We start from the raw sequence: 21,142 nt of genomic DNA, 5'->3' as shown, positions 1-21,142 counted from the left end.
CTTGGTTCCTGTTGTCTGCGTTGCGTGGAGACTAGATGGCGCGTATGTTCCACGAGCGCAAGAATGCACATTTTTGGCCTATAGTGTCGAAAAGTATACCGTGAAAGGACGCCGCCCATGTCGAAACCGCGCGCCAAGCTGACCGGCAATTTTCCCGGCTGTCCGGTAGAATCGACGCTGAGCTTCCTCGACGGAAAATGGAAGGGTGTGATCCTCTATCACTTGCTCCAGGAGGGGACCCTGCGCTTCAACGAGCTTCGCCGCCGCATACCGTCGGTGACCCAGCGCATGCTGACGAAGCAGCTCAGGGAGCTGGAAGAGGCGGGGCTGGTGGAGCGCACCGTGTTTCCGGTTGTGCCGCCGCGCGTCGATTACAAGCTGACGCCGCTGGGTTTGAGCCTGGCACCGGTCGTCGAGGCGCTGCGCATATGGGGCAAGGAGCACGTCGTCTGCGAGAACGGCAGCAAATACGTGGTCATGCCCGAAGGGAAGGCCGCCTCGAAAGCGGCCTGACCGTCAGGCGGTCCCGCGTTTCTTCTCGAGCAGGACAGAGGCGAAGAAGACGCCGAGCCCCAGCAGCGACAGGAACGATCCGACATAGCCGGTGGCCGCAAAACCCCAACCCCAGGTGATCACCAGGCCGCCGAGCCAGGCGCCGAGCGCGTTGGCGATGTTGAAGGCCGAATGGTTCGAGGCAGCGGCGAGCGTCTGCGCGTCCGCCGCGACGTCCATCAGGCGGGTCTGCAGGGCAGGGCCGGCGGCGAATCCGCAGCCGATCAGGAAGACGCAGATGCCGAGCACGACCGGATACTGCGCGAAGAGCCCGAAGACGCCCATGACGACGATGTTGAACACCATCACGCCGCCGATCGTGCCCTTCAGCGATACGTCCGCCAGGCGCGAGCCCAGGATGTTGCCGACATTCATGCCGATGCCGAACAGCGCCAGCACGATCGAGACCATGGTCACCGGCATCCCCGCCGTCACCGTCGTGGTCGAGGCGATATAGCTGAAGACCGAGAACATGCCGCCGAAGCCGACGGCGGCGATCCCGAGCGTCAGCCACACCTGCGCGCGGCCGAAGGCGCCGAGCTCGCGCCGGATGCTCGCCCCTTCCTGCACCTTGTCGCGCGGCTGGAAATACCAGAGGAGCGCCACGGTGACGGCGCCGATGCCGCCGACCAGGAAGAAGGCGGCGCGCCAGTTGAGCATCTGGCCCATGAAGGTGGCGATCGGCGTGCCGATGAGCGTCGCGACGGTCAGCCCCAGCATGACGCGGCCGACGGCCCGGGCACGCTTGTCGAGCGGCACCATGGACGCGGCGACCAGCGCCGCCACGCCGAAATAAGCGCCATGCGGCAGGCCGGTGATGAAGCGCAGGATGGTGAAGCTCCAGAAATCCGGAGCGATGGCGCTCAGGATATTGCCGACCGCGAAGAGGCCCATCAGGCAGAGAAGCAGGGTCCGGCGCGGCAGGCGCGCCGAAAGCACCGCGATGATCGGCGCTCCCACCACGACGCCGAGCGCATAGGCGCTGATGACGTATCCCGCCATCGGAATGCTGACGTCATAGGTCGATGCCACGTCCGGAAGCAGGCCCATGATCGCGAATTCGCCGGTGCCTATGCCGAAGCCGCCGACCGCGAGAGCGATCTCTATGAGAATGACGGCGAGCCGGGAGAGGGCGGGAGCACTTTCGAGGACTTGCGGTTCCGAACGGTCGCGTGCGGAATCGAAGGGAGCGGCGGAATCGGTCATGATGTTGAATCAGCAGAAAAAAAGATGCGGGTAAGATGTGGGAGACATCCACCCGCTCTGGAGGTGAGCGGCCATCGAAATGACCTGAATGGAAGATTAGCATGTCGTTGTGCATCGCGGTAGGCCCCTTGCTCACTTCACGGGATTGTGTGCGCAGACCCGCGCGGCCGGAGCGGTGTTGATAAAACCGTCGGCCGCAACCATTTCTCAGATGAACCGTTGTCCCGCGCCGATCCCCGCGCAGAGCCTTATGCGATGAACCTGTTTGCCGTTTTCAACCGCGATGGCGGGACCTTCAGAACCACCGACATGGATGCTTATTGCGCCCGCGCCGTCGAGGCGTTCGAGTCTCAAGGACATCAGATCGAATGCCACGTGGTCTCCGGCGATCAGGTGGTGGCGACCATGGAGAAGGGTGCTGCCGCGAGCGGTGTCGAGGGCCTCGTCGCCGGCGGCGGCGACGGCACGATTTCCGCCGCGGCGGGCATCGCCTGGAAAAGCGGCATTGCGCTGGGCGTCGTGCCGGCCGGCACGATGAACCTCTTTGCCCGTTCCCTGAAGCTGCCGCTCGACATCTGGCAGGTGCTCGATGCGCTGGCGGTCGCCACCCCGGAGAATATCGACATAGCCAGCGCCAACGGCAGAAGCTTCGTGCACCAGTTCTCCGCCGGTATGCACGCCCGCCTGGTCCGGTACCGCAATTCGATGACCTTCGCCTCGCGGCTGGGAAAGATCCGCGCAAGCACGCGGGCGGCGATCGGCGTGATGTTCAATCCGCCGGAATTCGAGGTGGAGTTCAAGGCCGAGGGCAAGGTCGGGCATCGCAAGGTTTCGGCGATCTCCGTCTCCAACAACGAGTTCGGCCCCGATCCCTTGATGTATGCGGACAGTCTCACCCGCGGCCATCTCGGCTTCTATATCGCCGATCCTTTGAAGCCTGCGGGGGTGGCGAAACTGGCGTTTGACATCCTGCGCGGCCGGCTGAAGGAAAATCCCTCCGTCACGGCCATGACGGCGACCGAGGTCGAACTGCATTTCCCGCGCGAGCGGCACGATATCCGCTGCGTCATCGACGGCGAGCTCCTGCCGATGGACCGCGACGTGCTCTTGAAGGTCCATGCCGGAGAGTTGAAGGTGCTGGTCAACGAGCCGCAGCAGCGGGAGGAAGTCGAGCAGGACGGCAGCGGAATCTGAGCCCTGATGCCGATGACCATGCGGCCTTTCCTTCAGGTGGACGAGACGACCCGATTCCGGCCGCCGGCCTTGGCCTCGTAAAGATTGGCGTCGGCCGCCCTGAGGCTTTCGTGAGGATCGAAGCCCGTGGTGCAGTGAAAGGCGCCTATGCTTGCCGACACCGGGACGGCCGCGCCGAAGGGGGAACGCAGATCCATATGCTCGATAAGCCTGCGGACCTCCTCGCATCGTCCCGTCATTTCATCGATCGCCAGGCCGCCTTGAAAGAGGGCGAACTCTTCGCCCCCGAGACGGCCCGCTATGTCGAACCGCCCCCGATAGGTGGCGAGCATCTGCCCCGTCCGGCGGAGCGCCTCGTCGCCTGTCGCATGGCCGTAGCGGTCGTTGATCGACTTGAAATGGTCGAGGTCGAGGAAGATCAGCGTTCCGGTCACGCCCTCGCGGCTGAAAGCCTCCAGCTCCTCCATAAAGGCGCCCCGGTTCAATATGCCGGTCAGGCTGTCCCGGCGGGATTGCAGGCGGAGCTCTTCATAGGCGATCGCCAGCTTGCGTAGCGCGTCCGAGGCCGTCGCCTCCGCGCGCTTGATCCTTTCCGCCTGCCAGAAATGCACGGCCGAAGCCGGAATGGAGATGGCAAGCGGGCAGACGATGGTCATGACCAGTCCGGCCCCGGCCACCTGTCCGCCGAGCATGGGAACGAAGGTGAAGGAGATGGCCAGCGAAGCCAGCAGGGAGAACAGGCCCGTCAGAAGTGACTTGGCGAGAACAATACGCATCAAAGGTGCCAAAAGATATCAGGTATCCACTAGCCTCCCGGATTTAAGATAGGCTGAAGAAGTATCTTAAACATCAACGGTTATCCGGTTGGCGAACCGTCAGATTCTGGGCAGATAGGTCCGGTAGTCGAAATCGCTGACCGTGCGAAGATAGGTGATCGCCTCCTTGCGCTTCGTGTCGCCATAGAGCTTCTGGTAGCGTTCCCCGAAGACATCCCTGATGAAGGGCGAGGCGGCAAAGTCCTCGACCGCGGTCAGGAAATCATGCGTCAGCTTCCTTGCGCCTTCCGGCGCCGCCGCTCCGGGCTCGGTTGCGGGGCCGGGATCCAGCGTCCCGTCGAGGCCCAGGAGCATGCCGCCGAGGATGGCGGTCAGGAGCAGGTAGGGATTGGCGTCCGCCCCGGCGACGCGATGCTCGATACGGGCGGCAGGTCCATGGGCATCGGGGATCCGCACCGCCGTGCCGCGATGGCCGAAACCCCAGTCGATGTCGACCGGCGCGAAGGAGCCGGGCTGAAAGCGGCGGTAGGAATTGGCGAAAGGCGCGAAGATCAGCTGCGCGTCGCGCATCGTGTTCAACAGCCCGGCCGAGACGGATTTGAGCCGCGCCGGATCGCCGCCCTTCGCATCGAGCACGTTGTCGCCGTTGCGGTCGACGACGCTCGCATGCACATGCAGGCCGGAACCCGCCTGGTCGGCATAGGGTTTCGCCATGCAGGTGGATTTGAGGCCGTGTTTTCTGGCGGCCTGCTCGGCGATGCGCTTGAGGTAGATGCAGTCGTCCGCAGCCGCCAGCGCATCGGCCCGGTGAAGCAGGTTGATCTCGAACTGGCCGGGGCCGAATTCGGCGGCCGTCGCATCCGCCGGCAGGCCCTGCGCGCTCGCCCAGGCCCGCACGGTCTGCAGGTAATCGTCGAGCGCGTCGACGGCGCTCATGTCGTAGAGCTGGAAACCGTTCGGCTCGCCGCGATACGTCAGCCGTTCCGGCGGACGCGGTTTTCCGGTTTCGCGCCAATCGTCCTGCATCACGTAGAATTCGAGCTCGGTCGCCACCACCGGCGTCAATCCGCGCTCCTCGTAGCGCTTCAGCATGGCGGCAAGGATGCCGCGCGGGTCCATGAAACTCGGCTCGCCGGTGAGCTCGTGCATGGTGGAAAGCACCTGGCTCGATCCCGCCGGCGCCCAGGGCATCGGCGCAAGGCTGCGCCTGTCGGGAATGCAGACCCCGTCCGGATCGCCGATCGTCAGGGAAAGCCCGGTGATATCGTCGTTGTCGTCGCCCCAGATGTCGAGCGATTGCGTGGAGGTGGGCAGTCGCACGGCGCCGTCCCAGACCTTCTTCTCCTTGTCTAGGGGGATGCGCTTGCCGCGCAGGTCGCCGTTCATGCCGACGAGCAGGATTTCGATATAGGGCGGGGCGGTCTTCTCTGCGGACGTGGGGGCGGCCATCGGCAAGTCTTCTGAAGGGTTGCGGAACCTCGTTCGTAGCCGATAAGAATCGGTGGCACAATCAGAGGCCGAAACCATGAACGACAAGCCCGCCCTTTCCAATCTCGCCGCGATCGACGCCGCCCATCACCTGCATCCGTTTTCGGACATGAAGGAACTGAACGCCAGAGGCACGCGCATCATCGAACGGGCCGAAGGCGTCTTCATCTACGATTCGGCCGGCAGGAAATATCTCGATGCCTTTGCCGGGCTGTGGTGCGTCAATGTCGGCTACGGCCGCAAGTCGATCGCGGAAGCCGCCTACCGGCAGATGCAGGAACTGCCCTATTACAACAGCTTCTTCGGCACCACGACGCCGCCCGCGACGCTGCTCGCCCAGAAGATCGCCTCGCACGCGGGCGACAGGCTGAAGCGCGTCTTCTTCACCAATTCCGGCTCGGAGGCGACCGATACCTGGTTCCGCATGGCGCGGGTCTATTGGAAGGCGCTGGGCAAGCCTGGGAAGACTGAGGTCATCGCCCGCAGGAACGGCTACCACGGCTCGACAGTCGCCGGCGCCTCGCTCGGCGGCATGAAGCTCATGCACGAGCAGGGCAACCTGCCGATCGAAGGCATCCACCATATCGGCCAGCCCTATTGGTATGCGGAGGGCGGCGATCTCTCACCCTCCGAATTCGGCCTCAAGGCCGCCCGCGAACTGGAGGCGAAGATCGAGGAGCTCGGCGACGACCGTGTCGCCGCCTTCGTCGCCGAGCCGATCCAGGGGGCAGGGGGCGTGATCATCCCGCCGGAGACCTATTGGCCGGAGATCGCCCGCATCTGCAAGGCGAAGAACATCCTGCTCGTGGTGGACGAGGTGATCTGCGGTTTCGGGCGGTTGGGCGAGTGGTTCGGCCACCAGCATTACGGCGTCGAGCCGGATCTGGCGCCGATCGCCAAGGGCCTCTCCTCCGGCTACCTGCCGATCGGCGGCGTGCTGGTGTCCGATCGCGTCGCCGATGTCATGGTGGGCGAGCTCGGCGACTTCTATCACGGCTTCACCTATTCCGGTCATCCGGTGTCGGCCGCTGCCGCACTTGAAAACATCCGCATCATCGAGGAGGAAGGGCTGGTGGAGCGGGTGCGCGACGATATCGGCCCCTATTTCGCAAAAGCCTGGAAGAGCCTCGAGGATCACGCGGTGGTCGGCGAGGCCGAAAGCGTCGGCCTGATGGGAGGCCTGCAGCTTAGCCCTGACAAGGCGACCCGCCGCCGCTATGCGAAACCCGACGATGCCGGGATCCTGGTGCGCAATCACTGCCTCGAAAACGGCCTCGTCATGCGCGCGACGGCCGATCGCATGCTCGCTTCGCCGGCCCTGACCATCAGCCGCGCGGAGGTCGACGAGGTGGTCGAAAAGCTCCGCAAGGCGCTCGACCACCTGCGCGACACCATGAGGGAGTAGAGCTTACGGCGTAATCTCGACCAGGGCATAGGCGAACCGGTACCGGTCGTCCGGCTGCCCGTAATTGTAGGGAAGAGCGGTGATCCGGGCCTGCGGCACACTGCCGGCGATGCCGCGCTCCTGCAGATATTGCGTGAATTTCTCCGGGAAGCCGGAGGGCACGCTGCCGTCGGAATTCCGCCAGACGAACAGGATGCGCCGGTGGGGCGGCATCGGCAGCGCGTGGATATCTGTGGGCGTGGAGGTCGTCCTGACCGGGGTCGAGGGCAGATTGAACCGCAGGTTTCCGGCGAGTTGCCCATCGGAGGCGACGATCAGGGTCGGCACGGAAGCAGTGAGCGGCCGGATTTCGTCCGAAAATGCCTGAAAGGGATGATGGGAATATTGATACTTCCCCGTGATCGGGGCGGCGGCGAAGCGGCCGAAGAGGATCGACGGGATCAGCACCATGATGACGAGCGCCACGCCCCACATCCGCTTCAGGCCCGGCTGCAGCTCGATCGCCGCAGCGTCGACCTTCACCGTCAGATAAAGCGGCAGCACGAGGAGGATCGGCGTCAGCCACCGGTCCCGCACCCTCTCGACGCCCGCGAAAAGGATCAGCAGGACGATGAAGCCGAGCGAGAAGAGCAGGATCCGGCCGACGAGCCGCGTCCGGTCGTTTCGGGCCCGGATCACGTCGCGCAACCGTTCGCGATAGACCGCGGCGAAGATGATCACCGTCAGCGCGCCGAAGCCCAGCACGGCAAGCGCAAGCGAACCGAGGCCTTCGAAGATCGCCAGGATGAAATTGATGTCGTCGCCCAACAGCTTGCGCATCGTATGGCTGCTGGTCACCCCGAAATGCTCGGTGAGCCAGAGCGCGTGCGGCAGGACGATGAGGAGCGCCACCGCGCCCGCGATCAGGAGCCGCCAGTCGAGCAGGCGCCGTCGCCGGTCCGGGTCGCTCGCGAGAGCCAGGAAGGCTGCGGCCGGCAGCACGATGAAATTGTATTTGGCGATCCCGCCGATGCCGGTCGCGATACCGAGCAGGAGGAAGGAGCCGATCGAAGGCCGGTTGAGCGCCTTAAAGAGGGCATAGAGAAACAGCGAGGCGGCGAAGATGGTTGCGACGGTGTGGCTGAGATCGCGTTGCGCCTCGAACGCGACTTGCGGGATGGTCAGCAGGCCGAGGGCTGCGACGACGGCAAGCTGCCTGTCGCGCAGGATCTGGCGCGCCGCCAGCCAGTAGAAGAGATAGGACCCGAAGAGCAGCAGGTTCTTGAGCAGCGAGAGCGTTGCGAGCGACAGGCCGAAAATCTGCACGGTGCCATATTGCAGCCAATTGTAGAACGGCGGCTGCGAACTGTATCCCGCCAGCAGCCATTGGGAGAAATAGCTCTGTTCGGCTTCGTCCAGCTCCAGAGAATGCGGCAGCATCATCCGGAGGATGACGTTCACGGCGAAATAGACTGCCAGCACGATCAGCAGGACGTGGCGGCCGGAAGCCGTAGCGTCTTTTGCCGTCTCCGCGTTGTCTAGCCGCACCTGTTCTCTCCGCAATGAGATTGGGCTTCCTCGGTCAAGGCGTTCCATTCACCCAGGCATAGCCGAAGAGCACGTTGTGTCGTCCACCGGAAAAAAGATAAGGCACGGACATCGTCCGGGGCGCAAGACCGTCCGGCGGAATTCCCTGTTCGGCGGCATAAGCCTTGAGCAAGGCCAGAACCTCGGCATTTTCCGGCGCCGACCAGATGACCAGCCCCGGCCGGGCCCTGTCCGCCTCGCCAAGGGGCGGCGTCTGCTCAAAGGTCGGCAGCAGAACGCGCGCATCCGGCAGCTCCAGCCGCGCGATGGCAGCGAGGAACTGATCGGAGGCGATCACATAGGCGGGGTTCGCGCCCGGCCGTTCGGCCAGAACCTGCCTGATGAAAGGGCCGGCCGGAAGGTTTTCCTTTCCGTAGTCGCCGAAGCGCGGGCCTATCACGTTGGCAACGGCGAGATAGAGCACGAACCCGAGCGCCAGGGCCGCGACGGGAAAGAAGAGCCGCGGCACGCTGCGGCTCGTGTCGGCGCCGGCGGCATCGAGCTTCAGGCAGAGATAGAGCGGCAGAAGCAGGAGAAACGGCGAGAGCCATTTCTGGCTGATACTGGTGGCGCCGAAGCCGAGCCCGATGATGCCGACCCCGACCAGGCAGAGGAGGATCATGCGGCCGGTGACCCGCGTCCATTGGTTCTCGGCCCGCCAGGCGTGGACGAGCGTGCGGCGGAAGGCGAGAAGGAAGAAGCCGAGGACGGGAAGTCCGCCGTTGAGGGCGGCCGCAACCAGCGTGCCGATGCCGGAAAGTCCGTCGAGGACGACATTGCCCGAGGCATCCCGGCGCATTGCCTTGATCGTGCCCGCCGTCGCCTCCGTCAGGTTGCCAAGCACCCAGAGCCCGTGCGGCAGGCAGATGGCGGCGGCGACCAGTAGCGCCGGAATCAGCCGCCAGTCGAAGATGCGCTTGCGCAGGTCCGGTTCCGGCAGGATGGTGAGGATCGCCGCCACGGGCACGATGACGAAATTATACTTGGCGATGAGCCCGATGCCGACCGCAAGGCCGGTCAGCACGTAGCTCCACAGGCTCGGCCGCGTCAGCGTCCGGAAGAAGGCATAGGTGAACAGCGCGACGGCGAACAGCGTGGCGACCGCATGGGTGAGATCCCGCTGGGAAAGGACGCTCACCGCCGGCATGGCGATCACCCCGAGCATGGCGATCGCCGGGAGCCGCCGGTCCTTCAGCACGATCCGCGCCGCCAGCCCGTAGACGACGCAGCAGAGAAAGAGCAGCAGGTTCTTGACGAGCGAGATCGCGAAGATCGACGGGCCGATGAGCTGGATGACGCCGTATTGCAGCCAATTGTAGAAGGGCGGCTGCCGTCCGTATCCCATCAGCAGGAACTGCGACTGGAAAAGCTGCTCCGACTCGTCGCTCTGAAGCGCCTCCGAACGCAGCATCCTCAGGATGACGGCGATCGCGTAATATGCCGCGATCAGCCAGAGGACGAGGTCGGGCCGGCGGGCGAGCGCGTCACTGATGCGCCTGATCGCCCTCATAGACTTCCCTGACAATGTAGCTGAGTGCCGTGTCTTCGCGATAATAGGTTCGGGCGATCATTTCGGCGACGATGCCCGTGGTGATCATCTGCACCGCCGACAGGAACAGCATGACGCCGATCATGAAGAGCGGCCTTGTGCCGATGTCGTTGCCCATGATGAACTTGTCGACGAAGAGATAGGCGAGGATGACCGCCGACAGCGCGCCGAGGCCGAGCCCGAGCGAGCCGAAGAAGTGCCCCGGCCGCGCCTTGAAGCGCATGAAGAACATCACCGACAGGAGGTCGAGGATCACCCGGAAAGTGCGGGAAATGCCGTATTTGGAGACGCCGTGCTGGCGCGCGTGATGCGTCACCGGCATTTCGCCGATCCGCGAACTCGGCACCACGCCGGCCACCCAGGCCGGAATGAAGCGGTGCATCTCGCCCATCAGCTTCACCTGCTTGATGACCGAGCCGCGATAGATTTTCAGGCTGCAGCCGTAATCGTGGAGGCGCACGCCGGTGATGCGGCCGATCAGCCGGTTGGCGATCCAGGACGGCACTTTTCGGAGGATGAGCCCGTCCTGGCGGTTCTTGCGCCAGCCGACGAGCAGGTCGAGCTCGCGCCGCTCCAGTTCCGCGACCATGGTCGGAATGTCGCTCGGATCGTTCTGCAGGTCGCCGTCGAGCGTCGCGATCAGGCGGCCCTGTGCCTGGTTGATGCCGGCCTGCATGGCGGCCGTCTGGCCGAAATTGCGCTGCAGCGCGACGATCTTGAGATCGAGACCGGGGCGGTCGAGCGCGCGTCTTGCATTGGCGATCGTCGCATCCGTGCTGCCGTCGTCGACGAGGATGAGTTCCCAGGTCGCCGGATAATTGGCCATTGCCGAGCAGATCCGCTCGATGAGCGGGCCGACGCTTTCTTCTTCGTTGAAGAGCGGCACGACGAGGGACAGTTCGATCGGTTCGGCCGCCTCGATGCGGCTTGTGACCGACTCTGCGGTTGTACGCACCTTGTGTTTCTCCTAGAACCTCGGGCTTGAAACGGCGGCGTTACGATGCCGTCATCGGAACTCCACCCGAAACCGTCATATGGGGCACCCTACTATATGAAGAATTATCCGGTTGCCAGCCGCCGCGCATGGATAATTCGTCACGCCATGACGCTCGGAACCGTTGCGATCATTGCCGTCTACGCCGCCTTCATCCAGTGGGTATGGGGCTGGCAGAGCGTCGTGTCGCTCTGGAACGGCGCCGGCTGGACCTCGGCTCTCGTGGCTCTTGTCCTGCTTCTCGGCACCTATGTGCTGCGCACCTGGCGCATCTACGACTACTTTCCGAAGGAGACCGGCGGGCATTTCGGCACGCTGCTCAGGCTCGCGCAGGTCCATAACCTCTTGAACGTCATGCTGCCGTTCCGCACCGGCGAGGCGAGCTTTCCGCTGCTGATGAGACGCGAATTCGACGTCCCGCTCGCGCGCGGCACCTCGGCGCTCCTCGTCATGCGGCTCTTCGATCTTCATGCACTGCTCGCCGCCGCCGGCACGGGGCTCGCGCTGCAGACCGGCAAGGTCTGGGCCTGGGCGCTCTGGCTCCTTTTCCTGCTCCTGCCGGCGGTGGCCTTTGCCCTGCGCGGGCACGCTTTCCGGCTTTTTGCGAAAGTGCTGCCGGTGAAGGCGGGGAAGCTCCTGGACGAGGTGGAGGCCGGCCTGCCGTTCGATGCCGGAGCCTTCGCCCGGGCCTGGGGCGCGACGCTCGTCAACTGGTTCACCAAGATTGCCGTGCTCGCCTGGGTTCTCGGCCTGCTGGGCGGACTCTCCATCGCTCCGAGCTTCGGCGGCGCCTTGGGTGGCGAGCTTTCGTCCGTCCTGCCCGTGCACGCCCCCGCCGGCGTCGGCACCTATCCGGCCGGCATCACCGCCGGCGCTCTCGCCTTCGGCGCCGATGCGGGCAGGCAGGCCCTGGAGGAACTCGGCCAGGCGGCGGTGAACACGCATCTCCTGGTGATCGTATCCTCGCTTGTCGGCACGGCCCTGTCTCTGTTCGCGGCAAGGCCGAAGCGTGACTAGACGGTTTCGCCCAGCAGCATCGCTACGCCCCGATATTTCTCGTCCGGACTTTGCCGCAGCTTGCGAACGAGGCTTTCGTCGGCGGTGACGAAGCGGAAGTTTTCCTTCAACGCGAGTGCCAGATAGATGCAGTCATAGGCCGGATGATCGAGCTTCATCGCCAGTTCGACACTGGCCGTGAAAAATGGCAGCATTTCCCATAGCTGCAGGTCCGAGCTTTCGATGAGCCGCGCGGCAAAATGCGCTTCGGCCGCAGAAAGCTCGCCACGACGGGTCTTCTTCCAGAGTATATTGGCACACTCGGTAAGGATCAGCTCCGGGGCAACCAGCGTGTTGCCCTTGAGCAGAGACAGTGCTTCAGGAGTTCCCGTTTCCTGAACCACCCATTTGATGACGACGCTGGCGTCGATGACGAAGGTCGTCACCGTTCCTTGCGCCCTTCGCGCATCAGCATTTCTGAAGGCGTGTGATGGCGATCCGCGGTCAAAGCCCGAAATTCGGACGCCAATGTCTCGAAGGTGGGCCGGCTATGATGCGGACCGTCCCAGCCCATACCTTCCAGCTCATTCAGAGCCTGACGCTGGCGCTCGTTTGTGACGAATCGCCGAAGGATCTCCTCCACCGTTGCCGTTGTCGGCAAACCGGCGATTTCCTTCGCTTCGTTCAACAGATCATCATCGATACTCAAGGATGCGCGCATATGATCCTCCATACACGCAAGAATATAGTCCTAAATTATCCCGATGTCACTGAAACGCCGTCTCGTAGAAGCTTCTGAGCTTGCGCGAATGCAGCTTCTCGATCGGCATGGCGGCGAGCTTCTGCACGGCGCGGATGCCGATCTGCAGGTGCTGGCTGACCTGGCTGCGGTAGAAGGCGGTCGCCATGCCCGGAAGCTTCAGTTCGCCATGCAGCGGCCGGTCGGAGACGCAGAGCAGCGTCCCGTAGGGCACGCGGAAGCGGAAGCCGTTCGCCGCGATCGTCGCCGATTCCATGTCGAGCGCGATCGCCCGCGACTGCGACAGGCGCTTCACCGGCCCGCGCTGGTCGCGCAGTTCCCAGTTGCGGTTGTCGATCGTCGCGACGGTGCCGGTGCGCATGATCCGCTTCAGGTCGAAACCCTGGTAGCCGGTCACTTCCTCGACCGCGCTTTCCAGCGCCTGCTGCACTTCCGCGAGCGCCGGGATAGGCACCCAGACCGGCAGGTCGTCGTCGAGCACGTGGTCCTCGCGCACATAGGCATGGGCGAGTACGTAGTCGCCGAGCCGCTGGCTGTTGCGAAGCCCGGCGCAATGGCCGACCATTAGCCAGGCATGCGGACGGAGCACCGCGATATGGTCGGTGATCGTCTTGGCGTTCGACGGGCCGACGCCGATATTGACGAGCGTGATGCCGGCATGCCCCTTCTTCTTGAGGTGATAGGCGGGCATCTGCGGCAGCCGCACGACGGCATCCGTCTCCGGCTTGTCGGAGCCGGCCGGCGTGATGATGTTGCCGGGTTCGACGAAGGCCGTGTAGCCGTCACCGCCCTTGGCCATCAGCGCGCGCGCCCAGGCGGCGAACTCGTCGATATAGAACTGGTAGTTCGTGAAGAGCACGAAGTTCTGGAAGTGGTCCGCGCTGGTTGCCGTATAGTGGCTGAGGCGCGCGAGCGAATAATCGATGCGCTGCGCCGTGAAGGGGGCGAGGGGTGCGGGCTCGCCGGGCGTCTGGTCGTATTCGCCGTTGGCGATCAGGTCGTCGGTATTGTTGAGATCCGGCGTGTCGAACAGATCGCGCAAGGAGATGTCGGCAAGCGCGTTGGAGGCCGAGGCTTCCACATGCGCGCCCTCGCCGAAGGCGAAATGCAGCGGGATCGGCGTCGTCGATTCCGAAATCGTCACCGGAACGTTGTGATTGCGCATCAGGAGGTCGAGCTGCTCTTTCAGATAGTGCCGGAAGAGCTTCGGCCGGGTGATGGTGGTCGTGTATATGCCCGGTGCCGTCACATGGCCGTAGGAGAGGCGCGAATCGGCGTGCCCGAAGGACGTCGTCTCGATGCTGACCTGGGGATAGCAGGCGCGGTAGCGGCCGGTGACGGGGGCGCCGTCGGCAAGCGCGCCGAAAGCATCGATCAGGAAGCGCGTATTGCGCTCGTAGAGTTCAGTCAGGGCATCAACCGCTTCGACCGCGTTGTCGAACGCGCGCGGCTCGGCCGCGCTCGGGCTGATGAAGGGAAGCGGAGAGAGTGAAAAGATTCGTGTGTTCATGCGCCATTATAATGGGAACTCGTTGACAATCAAACGACGCTGCCAAACGACGCTGCGCTGCCGCCCGCGGTGGCCGCGCGAATTTCTCAAAGTGCTGCGACGCAGCCGGGCGTGGCGGGATGATAGCACTGTGCCGCCGTTCCGAGATGGACGCGCAGCTCCTTGCGGCTCGGCTCCGCGACAAGCGCGCCGAAAGCCAGCGCGAAGATTGTCATGATCAGCGTTACGATGGTCAAGCGGCGCACAAGAACGGACATGGCCTTCTCCCCGGTCCCAATAAGGGCAGAATGAAGGCGAGGGGCTGAATGTGTCCTGAGAGGCGGGTTCATCGGGTGTTCAGAATGATGAATGGCGGGCCGCATTTGAAGAATCGCCCTGCTCGCCGGGGGTGTCCGGGAATGGAAGCGAAGAGACCGAGGAGCGTCCTCCTCGGCCGGCGGTCCATGAAAAAAGCCGGCCCAGGGGACCGGCTTATCTCTTGAACTATGCTCCCGACCCAAGGCTGCGACCTGTGCGGGAGCCGGTATCTTGAATCAAATGCTTAGTTATGAGGCGTCAGAACGCCGTCATAATAATCGCCGGTGTCATGGCCGCCGTCGAGATCGGCGTCACCGGACGTGCTGTTGTTGTATCGGTACATTCCGGTGCTCGGATAGATGCTGCCGGTCGACATGGTGTCGATGTCCTGGCCGCGCGACTGCTGGATGGTCGGTGGGGACTGGGGCAGGGCATCCGGGTTCGAATAGACCGCATCCTGTGCGGCTGCGGCGCCGGCAAAGCCGGCGGAAACGATCAGCACTGCGATACCGGAAGTGAGATAGGTCTTCATTTTCCTGTCCTTTCCATGAGGTTTTATGCTGCGAAGCGATGTCGCGATCGCTCCGTCCAGATACAAATCCCTGGGCGGACGGATCGTTCCAACGTCCGCAAAACGGAATCGCCGCGGATCTCCCCCGAAAAACGGGGCGGAATCGGAAAATCGGAGGAATGTTTCGGGAGATGCGGTGAATGATGGGCGAAATCTCACGCCGATGAGCGTGATCGTGATTGATTCGCCGGAAAGCTTCACCTAATCTTGAATACGATGGCTGGTTTCAGAGTCCGGCCATCCTCGCACCGGAAAGACGATTGCGACCCGTCTTTCCAAATCGGTGTCTTGAATGAACTGCGAATACCAGCCGCTTGCGCGGCTGGTATTTCTATTTTCACCTACCATTTTCATGGCGATCCCGTGCGGGCCTTTGTGATCCGAGGCCTGTAGTCCTTGCGCGGGCTGCCGATCGCGAAACGCGATTAGTTCGGACGGCTGATGCCGTCGTAGTAGTCGCCGCTGTTCAGGAAGGTGGCGCGGTTGTCGTCGCGGCCGCCATTGCTGAGGCGCAGGCTGTTCGGGCGATCGCCGATGCTGCCGGTCCGGGTCGTATCGACCGAAGAGGAAGCGGCGGGAGTGCTCTTCTGAACGCCCTGGTAATAGTCGCCTTCGGCAAGAGCTGCACCGGCGAAGGAAGCCGAAGCGATGAGGGCTGCGGCGAGAGCGGAAGTGATCCTGGTCATTGTAATAGTCCTTTCAGAGTTTTCCGCACGGAGAAGTTTGCGACCTGACGTGCGGTGATATTCGATGTCTTGAGATACGCAGCCGCCGTTAGTTCGGGCGGACTGCACCTTCGTAATAGTCGCCGCGGCCGATGACTTCTTCAGCATTGGGAATCTGGCTGTTGGAGTCGTGACGGCGGACGACCTGGGCGCGGTCCTTGCCGACGCTTGCGGTGCGGACCGTGTCGACGGAGGCGGAAGCAGCGGGAGCACCCTTCTGAACGCCTTCGTAATAGTCGCCTTCAGCGAGGGCGACGCTGGCAAAAGAGGCCGTAGCGATCAAAGCTGCGGCGAAAGCCGAAGTGATCTTCGTCATTGTCTTAATCCTTGGTGGGAGCGGTCCGCCGCCTGAAGTTTGCGACCTGGCTGGCGGACGCTGTTCGGTGTTTTGAATGAACCGCGGTTAGTTCGGACGGTTGATGCCGTCGTAGTAGTCGCCGCTGTTCACAACGGTCTTGCCGGAAATGAAATCCTGGCCGGTAGCGCGGGAGATCGAGCCGGTGTAGCCGTAGCTGCCGGACTGGTGCGCGCGCTGAACCTGATGCTGCTGGACGTCACCCTTCTGGACGCCTTCGTAGTAGTCGCCTTCTGCAAGGGCGGCACCGGCGAAAGAGGCCGAAGCGATCAGGGCTGCGGCGATAGTGGAGGTAATGGTCTTCATTGTCTTGGTCCCTTCAGAGTTGTCCGCGGCTTTTAGTTTGCGACCTGGCCTGCGGACTTTGTTTCGGTGTTTTGAATGAGCTGCGATCAGTTCGGGCGGTTTGCGCCGGCGTAATAGTCGCCGTCTTCGACCGGAGCCGAAATTGCCTGGGCGTGCTGCTGGCCGTTCTGAGCGACGCTGCCCGTCTGGACGTGGTCGACGGCAGGAGCCTTGGAAACGCCTTCGTAATAGTCGCCTTCCGCGAAAGCGGCGCCAGCGAAGGAGGCCGAGGCGATTAGGGCCGCAGCCAGGGCAGAGGTGATGGTCTTCATTGTCTTAGTCCTTTTCGGTCTGGTATGGGTTCGGTCTTGGGTTCGAACCCGAGGGGAATTCGCTGCTTGCAACGCTCATATCGGACCGATCGGTTCGATCCGGAAGGCTTTATTTGGAAGACTGCTGTCAATGAAATGTTGACAGTGGAAATTGCCGCGACGGAAATGCACGTATAGGATGCTAAGCGTGCTAATTTTTTAGAGGTAGGCGCAAATAAACCGATTATGTTACGGAAATTTAAGATTATTTCCGTTTGAAATCAATGCGTTGGACGGACAAAAGAGATTTTGCACCCAGAGCGTGCAATTTTTTCTGAATTGTGTCTGATTGATGGCTTTTATGTGGCATTTGGAGGCATCAGGCCCGATTCAAGCTTTTCACAAAACTGTGACATCCGGATTCGGGAAAGAGTTTTGGCCAGAAATCGCTGCCATTTTCGTGATCACCCTGCTTTTTCCTGGTGCGACGCAGCAAAAATTTCGGGCAGGCCTTGAATTCGAAAAAGGGAAAACGGCCGCCCGTTGCCGGGTGCGGCCATTCGCTTGCTTCTCCATATATAAGGACGGTGAAGCCTCAGAGGCGGGTCCAGGTCTGCGATTTGCAGAGGACCTTCAGAACGCAGCCCTTCATCTTCAGCGCATTGCCGTTGACCGAGCCCGAGCCGCTATAGGTCTTGTCCTCGGCCGGATCGGTGATCTCGCCGGAATATTCGCCGGCCTTGCCGGAGAGCCGGCCGATCTGCTTGCCGGCGTACTTTCCGGTCTTGAGCGTCACGCAATAGGCTGTGCCGCATTTGCCGATCGCCGCGGTCTCGCCGCTCGCGGTCTTCCAGTTGCCCTCGATCGGCTCGGCCGCCTGGCTGACGGTGGCGGCAAGCGCCAGCGTCCCTGCGAGCATCAGTATCCGCATCATGAATGGATCTCCTCCTTGCGCCGCCAGGCCTCGGGCCTTCGCGGCATGTCCCTCCGCCGCGCTCCTACGCGCAGGCTTGCGAACGTTATCTTACGCGTACGTAAAGGTAAATAGCGCGCTTGCCGACGCATGATTTTCCACGTTTGCCGGCGTGGTTTTGCGATGAGGGTTCGGACGCGACCCGGATTTGTGGTTAGTTTTCGGTTTAAATCCATTTCTGAAGTTTTCGTAAAGATCGGTGCAAAATCCTTAAAATGCAGGGCATCCCATGTTTAACGAAAAACCAAATTTACGAAGCATTTGAACTTTGTTTTCCGCAAGTTAATCATGCTTTTTAGGCGTCTTTTGGAAGGTTTGGCCGATAGTCGGCTCATCAAGACGAGCGGGAAACCCGCCGGCCGGAAGGATCGGAAGAGCCGCGTTAGACGGCGGATCCGGACGGGAAAAACAGGGCAGATGAGAAACAGGCTTTAAACAGGGATCAAACCGATGGCACGCTTTGAAATGAACAATTCCGAAATGGCCACCATGGGTGGCGAAACCCGCGCCGACACGTTCTGCGAAATGGGTCTGATGTATGCGACCGGCCGCGGTTGCGAGGTGGACTTGGTCTCCGCGCACAAGTGGCTCAACATAGCGGCGATCAAGGGCTCCGACCGCGCCGCCGAACTGCGTGCGGACCTTGCCCAGACGATGACCAAGATGCAGCTCGCCGCGGCCCTCCGCGCCGCCCGCGAGTGGATGACCATGCACTGAGCTCTTCGGAGCGCCTGATCTGAAATTCCCCGCCAAAGGCGGACGACGGATAAATCCAAGAGGGAACGGGGGCGTCCGGTTCGGACGAGGGCCGATGCCCGAAATTCAGGACCGCGACCGGCAGGAACAAGGCCGGCGCGGTCCTTCTTTATCTCTATAGGCTCTTGAGCACTTTCGGCAGAGCCTCTTCCAGAAGCCGCATGTCCGATTCCGGTCCGGTGCTCACGCGGATGCAGCGGTTGAGCGGCGCGACCCCCGGCATGCGGATGAAGACGCCGTGTTCCATCAGCCCGTCGACGATCGAGCGGGCATGGGCGCCGTCGCGGCCGCAATCGATCGCCACGAAATTGGTGGCGGAGGCGAGCGGCTCCAGCCCGTTGGCCCGGGCAATGCCGGCGATACGGTCTCGCGAGCCCCTGATCCTGCCGATCACCTCGGAAAGATAGGCCTGGTCCTTGAGCGCGGCGAGTGCCGCGGAGATACCGATCCGGTTCATGCCGAAATGGTTGCGGACCTTGTCGAAGGCCTGCGCAGTCTCCGGCGTCGAGATCGCGTAACCCACCCGCGACCCCGCCATGCCGTAGGCCTTCGAGAAGGTGCGGGTGCGGATGATGTTCGGCCGGTCGATGAGGGCCGGGATCGCCGGCGTTGCCCCGGCAGGGCCGGTCTCGCAATAGGCCTCGTCGAGAATCATCAGGCAGGTTTCCGGCAGCGCCCCGGCGAAGGCGACGATGCTGTCGGCATCCCACCAGCTTCCCATTGGATTGTCGGGATTGGCGAAATAGACGAGCGGCGCATTCTCGCGGCGCACCGCTTCCAGAAGCCCGTCGAGGTCCTCGCGGTCGTTGGCGTAAGGCACGGTGACCAGCCGTCCGCCATGGCCGGCGACATGGAAGTTGAAGGTCGGATAGGCGCCGAAGGAGGTGACGACCGGCAGGCCGGGATCGATCACCATGCGGACGATCAGGCCGAGCAGGCTGTCAATGCCTTCGCCGACCGCGATATTCTCCGGCTTGCAGCCGAGATGCGCGGCGAGCGCCTGCTTGAGCGCGAAATTCTCCGGATCGGCATATTTCCAGGTCTCGCCGGCGGCCGCGCACATTGCCTCTATGACGGACGGGGCCGGTCCGAAGCCGTTTTCGTTGGCGCCGATGCGGGCTTTCACGGTGAGCCCCCGGTTGCGTTCGATGGCTTCCGGCCCGACGAAGGGCACGGTTGCGGGCAGGGCACTGATCAGCGGCGTGAAGCGCGGGAATGCAGGCATGGATTGTGTTCCGGTTTTCGAAAACCGGCACAATAAGAGCGATTCACCGCCGCGCAAGTATGGAAACGGAGGTTTGCGGCCCCGCGCCGGCGAATCTTTTCCCCTCGCGCTTGAAAAGCGCATCGAGCCTTTCGATCACCTGCCGCAGTTCGGGCCGGTGCCGGTCGTCGTCATTGGCGACGATCCAGAGCGTATAGGTGAGTTCCGCGATGATCTCTCTCTCCCGCACCAGGCCGGAGAACCGGTCGCCGATGAAGCAGGGCAGCACGCCGCGGCCGTTGCCGCCGGCGATCAGCCGCGGAAGGAGATCGGGCGAACTGGTCCACGTGCATATATCCGCTTCGTGGTGCTGGAAGACCCATTTGTCGGCCGGCGCGTGGGAGCTGTCGGTGCCGAGCGAAACCCACGGCAGGGCCTCGTTGCCGGCAAGCTCCTTCGCTTTATAGACCGCATACGCGACGGCGACCGACCGGCGGATGGCGACATTGCCGGATTCCGGGCGGCGGGCGACGAGCCCCACATCCGCCTCGCGATAGGTGAAGTCCATGCCCTTGTGGAGCGACTTGCAGCAGAGCCGGAACCGGTCGTGCTCGCCGCGGATATCCGCCGTGTGGTCGGCGATGAATTGCGAAAGCCAGGCATCGGCGCCGATCGATACGATCGGCATGGCGAAGGCCTGGCCCTTCCAGTCGGCGATGCTGTCGGCCGTCTTCTGCATGGCCCGCACGTGTTCGAGCAGCGTTTCTCCGTCCGGCGCCAGGCGATATCCCTGCTGGCTGCGCACGAAGAGCGTGCGGCCAGTCATCCGTTCGAGCAACCGCATGCGCCGGCCGATCGTCGGCGGGCTGAGCCCCGTGCGGCCCGCAGCGCCACTGAGTCCTCCCTCGGTCGCCACATGGAGGAAGAGTTTCAGGTCGTCCCAGCCAGCATCGGTCATGTCTGACACCTTATAGAGACTGCAGCGATCTTCCGATCGTTCACCGGTGAAAAGCGGCTTTCGCCGGCGCGTCTACACGCGGATACGGCAAGCCATTAGCTCCATGGCATCGCGTTCGTCACATTATAGATGGAGAGACCGCCATGCTTCTCAACTGGGCGAGGCTCTGGATTGAATTGAAGAGGGAGAACGACAGGCGCGGGCGGCATCCGCTTGCCGATCCGCTGGAGGGCGCCGAATGGCGCGGGCTCCTGTGGACCGTGCCGCTGTTCTCGCGGCTGACCGGCGGCAGCCGGAGGCCGCGGGCGGGCAGGGATACCCGCCGTCCGCCGCGCGGCATATCCGTCAGTGGCTGGTCTCGAAGCTCAGACGGACGACATGGTGCAGGAATTCCGGGTCGATCAGCATGTTGAAGCCGACCGTTACCTTCTCTTCCTCCCGCCGGATCACCGTGCAGCCGATCTCGTCATGGATGCCGAGGATCTCCAGGAAGAAATTGGTGGGTAGCGGCAGGTGCGGGCTGACCTCGAGTTCGGCGCCGTAGAGCGAGATCGTGCGGATCAGGCAGCGTAAGTTCGTCTTGGTGCTGAGGCGGCGGCCGACGAAGATGATCCTGCCGGGGCGGTCGATCGAGAATTTCTCGAATGCCTGGTCGCGCGGACCGTCTTGTTTTGTATCGCGATCGATGGTCAGGGGCATCAGAGCCTCCCT

24 protein-coding genes are annotated in these 21,142 nt (G+C 63.0%); 5 read left to right on the top strand and 19 right to left on the bottom strand.

Going from position 1 to position 21,142, the window contains the following annotated elements; all coding sequences use genetic code 11:
* Positions 1–117: 117 nt before the first annotated feature.
* Positions 118–513 (top strand): helix-turn-helix domain-containing protein, encoded by a 396-nt coding sequence (locus tag QTA58_RS02150; RefSeq protein ID WP_085422801.1) that lies wholly within the window; start codon positions 118–120, stop codon positions 511–513.
* A gap of 3 nt (positions 514–516) precedes the next feature.
* Here the strand turns inward: QTA58_RS02150 and QTA58_RS02145 are convergent, their stop codons facing one another.
* A complete protein-coding gene (locus QTA58_RS02145) occupies positions 517–1,758 on the bottom strand; it encodes an MFS transporter (protein WP_289671540.1) in 1,242 nt (413 codons plus the stop codon).
* Positions 1,759–2,013: 255 nt separating this feature from the next.
* Between QTA58_RS02145 and QTA58_RS02140 the strand changes: the two genes are divergently transcribed.
* Positions 2,014–2,952, top strand: a complete 939-nt coding sequence (locus tag QTA58_RS02140; RefSeq protein ID WP_289671539.1) for a diacylglycerol kinase family protein — start codon at positions 2,014–2,016, stop codon at positions 2,950–2,952.
* 32 nt (positions 2,953–2,984) lie between these two features.
* Here the strand turns inward: QTA58_RS02140 and QTA58_RS02135 are convergent, their stop codons facing one another.
* Together QTA58_RS02135 and QTA58_RS02130 are read right to left on the bottom strand one after the other, a co-directional pair.
* Positions 2,985–3,728, bottom strand: coding sequence for a GGDEF domain-containing protein (locus QTA58_RS02135; RefSeq protein ID WP_085422803.1), 744 nt, complete (start codon positions 3,726–3,728; stop codon positions 2,985–2,987).
* 99 nt (positions 3,729–3,827) lie between these two features.
* Positions 3,828–5,177, bottom strand: a complete 1,350-nt coding sequence (locus QTA58_RS02130) for a glutamine synthetase family protein (protein ID WP_289671538.1) — start codon at positions 5,175–5,177, stop codon at positions 3,828–3,830.
* A gap of 76 nt (positions 5,178–5,253) precedes the next feature.
* On the opposite strand from QTA58_RS02130, the gene QTA58_RS02125 reads away from it, so the two are divergent.
* On the top strand, positions 5,254–6,621 hold the full coding sequence (locus QTA58_RS02125; protein WP_289671537.1) for an aspartate aminotransferase family protein: 1,368 nt from the start codon (positions 5,254–5,256) through the stop codon (positions 6,619–6,621).
* A gap of 3 nt (positions 6,622–6,624) precedes the next feature.
* Here QTA58_RS02125 and QTA58_RS02120 read toward each other — a convergent pair whose 3' ends face one another.
* Genes QTA58_RS02120 through QTA58_RS02110 form a run of 3 tightly spaced genes read right to left on the bottom strand, consistent with a single transcriptional unit; the run spans position 6,625 to position 10,691 of the window.
* Positions 6,625–8,148, bottom strand: a complete 1,524-nt coding sequence (locus tag QTA58_RS02120; RefSeq protein WP_289671536.1) for a glycosyltransferase family 39 protein — start codon at positions 8,146–8,148, stop codon at positions 6,625–6,627.
* A gap of 34 nt (positions 8,149–8,182) precedes the next feature.
* Entirely contained in the window at positions 8,183–9,697 is a 1,515-nt protein-coding gene (locus tag QTA58_RS02115; RefSeq protein WP_289671535.1) for a glycosyltransferase family 39 protein, read from the bottom strand.
* Complete coding sequence (locus tag QTA58_RS02110) at positions 9,672–10,691, bottom strand: glycosyltransferase family 2 protein (RefSeq protein WP_289671534.1); 1,020 nt, start codon at positions 10,689–10,691, stop codon at positions 9,672–9,674. The genes QTA58_RS02115 and QTA58_RS02110 overlap by 26 nt, the downstream gene beginning before the upstream one ends.
* Positions 10,692–10,787: 96 nt before the next feature.
* Between QTA58_RS02110 and QTA58_RS02105 the strand changes: the two genes are divergently transcribed.
* Positions 10,788–11,747: a lysylphosphatidylglycerol synthase domain-containing protein gene (locus QTA58_RS02105; RefSeq protein WP_289671533.1), complete on the top strand. Its 960-nt coding sequence runs from the start codon at positions 10,788–10,790 to the stop codon at positions 11,745–11,747.
* Here the strand turns inward: QTA58_RS02105 and QTA58_RS02100 are convergent.
* The 10 genes from QTA58_RS02100 to QTA58_RS02055 form a co-directional block, all read right to left on the bottom strand.
* A complete protein-coding gene (locus QTA58_RS02100) occupies positions 11,744–12,172 on the bottom strand; it encodes a type II toxin-antitoxin system VapC family toxin (RefSeq protein WP_289671532.1) in 429 nt (142 codons plus the stop codon). The genes QTA58_RS02105 and QTA58_RS02100 overlap by 4 nt on opposite strands.
* Positions 12,169–12,447, bottom strand: a complete 279-nt coding sequence (locus QTA58_RS02095; RefSeq protein ID WP_289671531.1) for a type II toxin-antitoxin system VapB family antitoxin — start codon at positions 12,445–12,447, stop codon at positions 12,169–12,171. The genes QTA58_RS02100 and QTA58_RS02095 overlap by 4 nt, the downstream gene beginning before the upstream one ends.
* Positions 12,448–12,493: 46 nt before the next feature.
* Positions 12,494–13,996 (bottom strand): AMP nucleosidase, encoded by a 1,503-nt coding sequence (gene amn / locus QTA58_RS02090; protein ID WP_289671530.1) that lies wholly within the window; start codon positions 13,994–13,996, stop codon positions 12,494–12,496.
* A gap of 86 nt (positions 13,997–14,082) precedes the next feature.
* A complete protein-coding gene (locus QTA58_RS02085) occupies positions 14,083–14,253 on the bottom strand; it encodes a hypothetical protein (protein ID WP_159457651.1) in 171 nt (56 codons plus the stop codon).
* A gap of 284 nt (positions 14,254–14,537) precedes the next feature.
* Complete coding sequence (locus QTA58_RS02080) at positions 14,538–14,825, bottom strand: hypothetical protein (protein WP_085422812.1); 288 nt, start codon at positions 14,823–14,825, stop codon at positions 14,538–14,540.
* A 464-nt stretch (positions 14,826–15,289) separates the two neighbouring features.
* Positions 15,290–15,550, bottom strand: coding sequence for a hypothetical protein (locus QTA58_RS02075; RefSeq protein ID WP_085422813.1), 261 nt, complete (start codon positions 15,548–15,550; stop codon positions 15,290–15,292).
* Positions 15,551–15,638: 88 nt separating this feature from the next.
* Positions 15,639–15,905 carry a hypothetical protein gene (locus QTA58_RS02070; protein WP_289671529.1) on the bottom strand — a complete coding sequence of 89 codons (267 nt, stop codon included), beginning with the start codon at positions 15,903–15,905 and terminating at the stop codon, positions 15,639–15,641.
* Between the two features lie 87 nt (positions 15,906–15,992).
* The gene (locus QTA58_RS02065) at positions 15,993–16,250 is read right to left on the bottom strand and encodes a hypothetical protein (RefSeq protein WP_085422815.1); all 258 of its coding nucleotides are present in this window, start codon (positions 16,248–16,250) and stop codon (positions 15,993–15,995) included.
* Positions 16,251–16,336: 86 nt separating this feature from the next.
* On the bottom strand, positions 16,337–16,561 hold the full coding sequence (locus QTA58_RS02060) for a hypothetical protein (protein ID WP_289671528.1): 225 nt from the start codon (positions 16,559–16,561) through the stop codon (positions 16,337–16,339).
* A gap of 574 nt (positions 16,562–17,135) precedes the next feature.
* Entirely contained in the window at positions 17,136–17,474 is a 339-nt protein-coding gene (locus tag QTA58_RS02055; protein WP_085422817.1) for a DUF2147 domain-containing protein, read from the bottom strand.
* Between the two features lie 489 nt (positions 17,475–17,963).
* Here QTA58_RS02055 and QTA58_RS02050 point away from each other — a divergent pair, with 489 nt between their 5' ends.
* The gene (locus tag QTA58_RS02050) at positions 17,964–18,230 is read left to right on the top strand and encodes a sel1 repeat family protein (protein ID WP_085422818.1); all 267 of its coding nucleotides are present in this window, start codon (positions 17,964–17,966) and stop codon (positions 18,228–18,230) included.
* 154 nt (positions 18,231–18,384) lie between these two features.
* Here the strand turns inward: QTA58_RS02050 and QTA58_RS02045 are convergent, their stop codons facing one another.
* From QTA58_RS02045 to QTA58_RS02035, 3 genes are all read right to left on the bottom strand, one after another.
* Positions 18,385–19,494: a pyridoxal phosphate-dependent aminotransferase gene (locus tag QTA58_RS02045; protein ID WP_289671527.1), complete on the bottom strand. Its 1,110-nt coding sequence runs from the start codon at positions 19,492–19,494 to the stop codon at positions 18,385–18,387.
* A 43-nt stretch (positions 19,495–19,537) separates the two neighbouring features.
* Positions 19,538–20,431 (bottom strand): LysR family transcriptional regulator, encoded by an 894-nt coding sequence (locus tag QTA58_RS02040; protein WP_289671526.1) that lies wholly within the window; start codon positions 20,429–20,431, stop codon positions 19,538–19,540.
* A gap of 345 nt (positions 20,432–20,776) precedes the next feature.
* A complete protein-coding gene (locus QTA58_RS02035) occupies positions 20,777–21,130 on the bottom strand; it encodes a hypothetical protein (protein WP_085422822.1) in 354 nt (117 codons plus the stop codon).
* Positions 21,131–21,142: the final 12 nt, after the last annotated feature.

The sequence above is a fragment of the Neorhizobium sp. CSC1952 genome (assembly GCF_030378245.1).
In the GTDB taxonomy this organism is placed as follows: Bacteria; Pseudomonadota; Alphaproteobacteria; order Rhizobiales; family Rhizobiaceae; genus Neorhizobium; species Neorhizobium oryzae_A.
This window is presented reverse-complemented; position numbering and strand designations above follow the sequence as displayed.